Source organism: Flavobacterium sp. (genome assembly GCF_035456085.1).
Lineage (GTDB): Bacteria > Bacteroidota > Bacteroidia > Flavobacteriales > Flavobacteriaceae > Flavobacterium.
The window spans coordinates 1-3,946 of the sequence record NZ_DATIDY010000163.1; the positions used below are offsets into that span (position 1 = coordinate 1).

General features: G+C 36.6%; 2 protein-coding genes and 1 pseudogene. All 3 read right to left on the reverse strand.

Annotation, left to right across the window (positions count from 1 at the left end; translation table 11 throughout):
- On the reverse strand, positions 1-2,332 hold a 2,332-nt coding region (locus VLC96_RS12570), incomplete at its 3' end, for a TonB-dependent receptor (protein ID WP_325263405.1).
- Between the two features lie 63 nt (positions 2,333-2,395).
- Positions 2,396-2,983: a Crp/Fnr family transcriptional regulator gene (locus VLC96_RS12575; RefSeq protein ID WP_325263407.1), complete on the reverse strand. Its 588-nt coding sequence runs from the start codon at positions 2,981-2,983 to the stop codon at positions 2,396-2,398.
- Positions 2,984-3,055: 72 nt separating this feature from the next.
- Positions 3,056-3,757, reverse strand: a pseudogene (lipB, locus tag VLC96_RS12580) (lipoyl(octanoyl) transferase LipB); the annotation flags it as partial.
- Between the last annotated feature and the right edge of the window lie 189 nt (positions 3,758-3,946).

Genomic DNA, 3,946 nt, shown 5'->3' on the forward strand with positions numbered 1-3,946 from the left:
GATCTTTCTGTTCTATGCTATTAGTTATTCGGTTGTAATCATACACAAACACATTCGTATGATTGGTCACGTTCTGTAAATCGACATAAAACTGATGGAATCGTTTTTTGTTTTTGCTATTAATCTTGATTCCAAATTTAACATCCCATCGCAAATAATTGCCATATTGCTGGCTGAACGCATTTTTATCATCTCTTATTTCATATCCAGCTGCGTTGGAAGCGGCAAGATCTACCGGTGTATAATAACGTCCTCCAGCTGTTGTAAACTTCGAATCGATTGAAAAAACATTTCGTCTCTCTCTTCCAATTTTAAATTCTTTCCCTCCCAACAAATTCACAACATATCCATTATTGAAAGGGGAATTTCGTTCAATGCCGTCACTTCCTTTGTATTTGCTTTCAAAAAGCGAAGTGGTAAACAAACCGTAATAACCTCTACTAAAAAACTTCTCCAGCGTTAATTCGACCCCTTGATTAAAACCCGTTCCATTACTCACTAAAGAAGTCTTGTCAGTCGAATAGCCAAAATCAGCGCCTTCGGTCAAGGTAGAGTAGCTACTAGGAAATGCCTCTACTCCTGCTCTGGTAATATCCTGATAATACAATTCTACTTTCCCTCTCCATTTATTAGCCAATCGAACATCGTAACCCAAAACATAGTGTTGACTTTGAGCCAAATCCAGATTTTTATTGGTTTGAACCGACATTCCATCAACTGATTCATTTAAAAACAAAATGGGAGCCGGAACATTTTGATGGTGCAATCCATAACCAAAACTGATAGTGTTTTTTTGATTAAAGGCGTAAGACAAAGCCGCTCTTGGCTCGGCTACAAATTCTTCATTCATTGAAAAATACTGTCCATGAATCCCTGCGTTAAAAGTTACTTTCTCTGTCAATCGAAATTGTCCTTGGGCAAAAGGCTGTACTATATTATAACTGCCATTGTCTTCTATAAGTTGTACATAATCAGGATAACCATCGCCATTTGCATCTTCTTGCCTGTCTCTTGAAGCCAAATTAGCGTCCAAAGAGTAATTCTCGAATAACAAACCTGTTCTCAAAGTAATATTTTTATTGATTTTGGAATTGAATAAAGTTGAAAATGTAAATCTGTTTTCGGAATTATCCACATCCATAAATCGCAATTTATTTTCCTCAGGCGTACCATAATTATAATAACGATCGTTCTGAAAAGTATTCCCGGCTTTTGAAGCTGCAACAATCGTTTTTAAAGACGAATTACTCCCAATTTCTAAATTATGCTTTACTCCCAAAGTACCTATTACAGAAGTAACATACGAATCCTCGTCCTGAGCCGCATAAGGATCTTCTTTATCCACTTTACTTCCTAAGAAATCAATATCCGAAGTGCCATAAATTCCGAAAACTGAAAAATTCCCAATAGAAGTTTTTCCAAAATCCACATTAAAACTGATATCACTATAATTGGGTTGCGCAGCAGTCCCAGCCAATCCGGTAACCCCAACAAAACCATATCTTGCGGCAGCCACAAACGAACCTCCTTTTTTCCCTAGAGGCCCTTCGGCCATGAATTCTACACCGGGATAAGCCCCGACACTAATCATGTACTCATAATCATCCGGATTTCCTTTGCGGAAACCGAGATCAAAAACACCTGCAATGGCATTTCCATATTCAGCAGGAAAAGCTGAAGTTAAAAAATCGGAATTAGCCAATAAGTTAGGATTTAAAGCAGAAACAGGCCCTCCAGTTGTTCCCATAGTAGCAAAATGATTGGGATTAGGAACTGGAATTCCTTCAATTCGCCACAACATCCCGGAAGGTGAATTTCCTCTAACTACTATATCATTTCGGCTATCATCAGCCGTGGAAACCCCAGCAAAATTGGAAACCAAACGAGCAACATCACTTCTTCCGCCAGAAAATCGATTGACCTCTTCAGTACTAAATTGTCGGGCAGAAACCGTTGACATCATATTTATGGGTTTGGCCTTATTAGACCCAGAACTAACAACAACCTCTTTGAGCTTATTAAATTTTTCGACCAATGTGATATTGACAAAATTGTCATTTCCAGTAGTAATATCGAGGTCTGAAACAGAAGTATCTTCATATCCCTCATAACTAATGACTAAATTTTGTCTCCCAAGGGGAATGCCTTCCATTTTAAAAATACCATTAGCATTTGAAACCGCTTGAACAGCATCTTGCCCAACAAGTTTAACAACAGCTCCATTAATATCCTTCCCGGATTGTTTGTCGGTTATTTTTCCTCTAACAACTCCTGTTTGAGCATAAGAGATTAAGTTAAATACACTAAAAAACAGTAAAAGAAATTTTCTCATTTTAACTTTAGCTTTTAATTATTTAAAGCAAAATTAAAAAACAGATTTTTCTTAAAAATTGACTTAAGTTAAGTTTTTATCATTCTTAGTCAGGCGAGTACGAATTCGGCTTAAACTCTCTGGTTTTACACCCAAATAACTAGCAATATGTTTTAGAGGAACTCTTTCAACCACTTTCGGGCGATATTTTATCAATGCCAAATAGCGTTCTTCGGGATTTAACAAAGACATTGTCATTCCTTTTCCTGTAAGTCCTTTGATTGTTCGCTCCATCATTTCACGGAGAAAATTATTAAAAATAGGGTATTGGATGACTAATTTGTCAAAATCACTTTTGTAAGCCAAATACAATTCGCAATCTTCAAGGGCCTCAATATTTAACATGGATGGCTTACCGTACAAAAAACTTTCAAAATCGGCGTACCATCCATTTTCAAAGAAAAAATTCCCCGTTGATTCCACGCCATCGTTTAAGTAATAATGGCGAATACAGCCTTTTTGAATAAAAACACCGTAATTGCAGTGTTCACCTTCGACCAAAAGGTGTTCATTTTTTTTGATTTTTTTATATATTAGAATACTTTCAAAAGCTTTACCTTCTTCTTCATTGAACTCTAAAAATTCCGATAAATTTGAAATTACGTTGTGCATTGATTAAAAATTTTGGAAAAATCCCAAAAAAGGGATAAACAAAATTATCTAAAAAAAAGCGCACAAAAAAACTCAAATAAGTTCAGCTTCAAACAATTGGGAGAAATGTTTAAGAATTTTTTCTTTGACTTCTTGTTCATCCACTTTTTCGACTCCAAGTTCAACATTTAAGGAAGTAACTGCTTTACCTCGAATTCCGCAGGGAATGATGTTGTCAAAATATCCCAAATCAACATTGACGTTTAAAGCAAAACCGTGCATCGTTACCCAGCGGGAAGCACGAACTCCCATGGCACAAATTTTACGTGCAAAAGGTGTTCCAACGCCAAGCCAAACGCCAGTTTCTCCTTCGCTACGTCCTGATTGCACTCCGTATTCTGCTAACGTTAAGATAATGGCTTCCTCCAGAAAACGCAAGTATTTGTGAATATCACTAAAAAAATTTTCTAAATCCAATATCGGATAACCCACAATTTGTCCTGGTCCGTGATAGGTAATATCGCCACCACGATTGATTTTGTAGAAAGTGGCTCCTTTGGCTTCCAATTGTTGCTCCGATAAAAGCAAATTTTCGAAATCGCCGCTTTTGCCCAAAGTATAAACATGTGGATGCTCTACAAAAAGGAAATAATTGGGTGTTTCCAGATGGGTTTCATCTCTCCTATTTTGAATCTTCAAATCGACAATTCCCTTGAACAATTCTTCCTGATATGCCCAGGTTTCTTGGTAATCTTTATTTCCTAAATCTTGAAGTTGGATGGTTTTGTTCATTTTTCTTTGAGATGCTGAGAATCTTAGATGCTATCCCAATAGCTATCGGGACTAAGATTTTTTTTTGCAAATGTACAAATGTTTATTGCATCCTAACAGGTTTCCGAAAACCTGTTAGGTTTAATATCTTCGATAAACTAAAGACCAAAATACCTAACAGGTTTTTGGAAACCTGTTAGGATATGCGATTTG